This is a genomic window from Streptomyces sp. NPDC054841 (genome assembly GCF_053611045.1).
Genome location: NZ_JBSGZO010000667.1, coordinates 1 through 3,711 on the forward strand (window position 1 = coordinate 1; position 3,711 = coordinate 3,711).

The following is a 3,711-nucleotide window of genomic DNA, read 5'->3' on the forward strand; positions in this document are numbered from 1 at the left end:
CGCGGCCCCGGCAGCGGACCTGCTGCTGGGGCCGCGGTCACCGTTCCGGATGGCTCCGTGGACGGCTGTCGGTCGTCTACGACTCGTCGTTCACCCAGAGCTGCCACTTGCCGCTGGCGGACTTCTTGCAGTCCCACTCGGAGTAGGCGGAGTTCACGCCGTCGTCGTAGCACTCCTGGTGCGTGCGGTAGGTGCCGACGTAGATCCACGAGAAGGCGATCGGTCCCGCGGCCGTCGTGCCCGTGGCGGAGGACGCGGGTGTGGCCTGCGCCGTGGCGACGGTGCCTCCGGTCAGCAGAGCGGCTCCCATCGCCGCCGTGGCGAGCACAAGTCCAGTACGCATGTCTGCCCTTCGAGTCGAAATCTTGCTGTCGGCGAGATCCTGGGGCACGAAGGAGCAAGGGGGAACAGAGATGGGATGTCCCGGACGTCCCTGGCGTGTCCCGGACGCTCCGCTTCGTGTCCTGGCTGGTCAGCGTGCCGTCCCTCAGCCGTGTCCGCACGCCGTCCGAGTGTCCCGGTCGCGGAAGCAGCGGCTCGTGATCGAGTCACGGCTCGTCACCTGTGGGGCATCGTGATTGGCGGGGATGGTCGTTGACGGCTCGCCGGACACGACCAGATGATCAACTTCATGAAAGAGGAGCGAGGCCGGGAACTCGGAGAGATCGACGAGTTACCCGCATTCATGGAGTTGCTGCGCCGGCTCAAGGAGGACTCCGGCCTGACCTACCGGCAGTTGGAAGAGCGCGCAGCGGAGGCGGGGGACGTACTGCCGCGCAGCACCGCGTCGAGCATGCTGAGCCGCGACGCCCTACCGCGACCTGATCAACTGGCTGCCTTCGTGAAAGCCTGCGGAGAAGGGCAGCCGGTGGCGGAATGGCTGCAGGCGCGGGACAGGATCGCCGGTGGGCACGGGACCGGTGGCGCCGGGACACCACCGCCACGGCGTGGTCCGCTCATCAGGCCACCGCGCAGGGTTGCAATACTGGCCGCGTCCGTGGCCGTCCTGGTCCTGGCCGCCGTCGGGGCATGGCGGCTGACGGCGGCCGGCTCACCGGGGGACAGCCCGGACCGGACCGCGCCCTCCGCGCCCTCCGCGCCCTCCGCGCCCTCCGCGCCCTCCGCGCCTTCCGCGCCTTCCGCGCCCTCCGCGCCTTCCGCGCCTTCCGGCGTCGCGCCGGCACTGCTGAGCGGCTGGGTACGCATCCGCCCGGTCACCGCTCCTGATCTCTGCCTGACGGACGGACGGGTCCTGGACCGCCGGTACACCCCGCTGGTCGCCGTTCAGCGGCCGTGCACCAAGGTGGCACCGCAGGCCACGAGGCTGGAGCCGATGGGCGGGGACACGTTCCGGATCCAATGGCACCATCCGGACTACGGCAAGGGCTGCCTCAAGGCACTCACCGAGGGCCCGGGCGCCGGGTTGCTGGAGCCGTACGACGACTGCGTGCAGGGCAGCCTGTTCCACCTCGAACCGTCCGGCTCCTACGAAGGCGGCAGGTACGTCCTTCGCGTGGACGGTCAGGGATGTGTGGGGTCGGAAACGGCTGAGGGGACCGAGGCCGTGATGGAGCGGTGCAGGGGCAAGGGCGGCCAGGTGTTCTTCATCGGGCCGGCGTCCTGACCCGGACTCCGGTCGTGCGCCCGCCGTTCCACCCCGTCGACGGTTGGAGAGCGCACCTCACGCGCACCGCCCCACGTGGCACGACGGGGCGTGCGGCACGAGCGCAGGCACGGTGCCCCGGCGGCTGTCCGGGAGCGTCCGGGACTGTCCGGGACAACGGATGTGCCTTGCCCTCGCCCCCTCGCGCCGCAGACGGTCTCCTGTGTTGCGTCACCCCACAGGAAAGGCAGCCACCATGCCCGTACGCGCACTTCGCACAGCGCTGGCCGCGACCGTCATCGCCGGGTCGGCCATCACCATGACGGCCACACCCGCGCAGGCGGCGCAGGCCTGCAAGACCCTCTCCACGCCCAGCGGCGGCAGCGCGAAAATGTGCAAGAGCTGGGACTCCGTCGGCGGCGGCTACTACGACGGCAGGTGGTGGAGCGAGGGACCCGTGCCGACCAAGATCTACCTCAAGGTGATCGAGGACGGCTGGGAGCACGAAGCGGCTTTCTCGGGTCGCTACAACCACCGCAAGGTCGTGCAGCTCAAGCTGTGCTACTCGCTGACGGGCAAATGCGGCACGCCCTGGTGAGGCATGGGGCGGGCGCCTCGGCGTCGCTGTGCGGGCTCGGGGTGGCCGGGGGAAACCCACGCCTGCCGCGAGCTCGACACCGCAGTCACGGGAGGTCCGCCGGACTGTCGGCGAAGGTCTCTCGGACTCGGACAAGGAGTCTCATGGGTCGCGGCTACGTCAGGCCCGCGTTGGGCGGAGCATTGAGCAAGGTCGTGCGGGCTTACGTATTCCCCGGCAGGCAGCAGCCAGCCACCCCCGGAGGATTCCCCATGGCCGAAGCCGGCAGCAATGTCACCGAGCTCTTCCGCGCGTCGACGGCGCACAGCCCCTCGTACGCGTCGCTGAACAGGGCGGCAGGGGACAGCCGCGCGATCATCGATTTCTGCATCCCCTGCAATCCGTACTTTCCGACGCCCGAGATGTTCGAGGAACTGGGCGACCGGCTGCGGGAGATCCTCACGTACTACCCCAGCAGCGCGGACACCATCACCACCGAGCTGTGCTCGGTGCTCGGCCTCAACCCGCAGACGGTGGCCATGGGCAACGGCTCGACCGAGCTGATCACCTGGATCGACCATCTGCTGGTGCGCGAGTCGCTCGCCGTACCGGTCCCGACGTTCGGCCGCTGGACCGACCAGCCGATGGAGACGGGCAAGCGGGTCGACATGTTCCCGCTGCCGGAGTCCTCGGGGTTCGCCCTCGATCCGGCCTCGTTCGTGGAGTTCATACGGACCCGGGGGTCCCGTACGGCCGTCATCTGCAATCCGAACAACCCGGACGGCGGGCTGCTGCCGCGCCACGGCGTCCTCGCGCTCCTCGACGCCCTTCAGGACCTGGACCTGGTCGTCGTGGACGAGTCCTTCCTGGAGTTCGCGGACGCCGAGGCGGAGACGAGCGTCGTCGCCGACGCGGTGCTGCGCCCGAACACGATCGTGCTGCGAAGTCTCGGCAAGAATTTCGGCCTGCACGGCGTGCGCTTCGGCTATCTCGTGGCCAATCCGGGCCTTGCGGGGCGGGTCAGGGCGGCGCTGCCGAAGTGGAATCTCAACTCCTTCGCGGAGACAGTGGTGTTCATGCTCAAGGAGCACCGGCTGGAGTACGCACACAGCCTGCGGCTGGTGCAGCGCGACCGCCAGGAGATGATCTGGCATCTGAGCCGGCTGCCCGGCCTGACCGTCCACCCGTCCCAGGGCAACTTCGTGTACGTGCGGCTGCCGGAGGGGGTCGACGGCGCGGCGCTGCGGGACCGGCTGCTGGAGGAGCACGGAGTGCTGGTCCGGGAATGCGGCAACAAGATCGGCAGTTCCAGCCGGTATCTGCGACTGGTGGTGCGGCCGCAGACGGATGTGCAGCAACTGGTGGCGGGTCTTGAGCAAACCCTGTACGCGGCACACCACGCGCAGGCGACGAGCCGGGGTCAGGTGCCGGGAGCGATGCTGGGAGCAATGCCGGGAGCCGTGCCGGGACCGATGCCCGCACTTGCGCTGCCGTACGCGTCCGGCACCGCGGCCGTGGACCGTCTCGTGCG

General features: G+C 69.6%; 4 protein-coding genes. 3 read left to right on the forward strand and 1 reads right to left on the reverse strand.

Annotated elements, in window-relative coordinates; genetic code table 11:
- Window positions 1-76 precede the first annotated feature (76 nt).
- Complete coding sequence (locus ACWGI8_RS41380) at window positions 77-343, reverse strand: hypothetical protein (RefSeq protein ID WP_453668608.1); 267 nt, start codon at window positions 341-343, stop codon at window positions 77-79.
- 288 nt (window positions 344-631) lie between these two features.
- Here ACWGI8_RS41380 and ACWGI8_RS41385 point away from each other — a divergent pair, with 288 nt between their 5' ends.
- The 3 genes from ACWGI8_RS41385 to ACWGI8_RS41395 all read left to right on the forward strand — a co-directional run.
- Window positions 632-1,624: a helix-turn-helix domain-containing protein gene (locus ACWGI8_RS41385; protein ID WP_453668609.1), complete on the forward strand. Its 993-nt coding sequence runs from the start codon at window positions 632-634 to the stop codon at window positions 1,622-1,624.
- Between the two features lie 235 nt (window positions 1,625-1,859).
- Window positions 1,860-2,201 carry a hypothetical protein gene (locus ACWGI8_RS41390; protein ID WP_453668610.1) on the forward strand — a complete coding sequence of 114 codons (342 nt, stop codon included), beginning with the start codon at window positions 1,860-1,862 and terminating at the stop codon, window positions 2,199-2,201.
- A gap of 251 nt (window positions 2,202-2,452) precedes the next feature.
- The coding region (locus tag ACWGI8_RS41395) for a pyridoxal phosphate-dependent aminotransferase (protein ID WP_453668611.1) at window positions 2,453-3,711 on the forward strand (1,259 nt) is incomplete at its 3' end.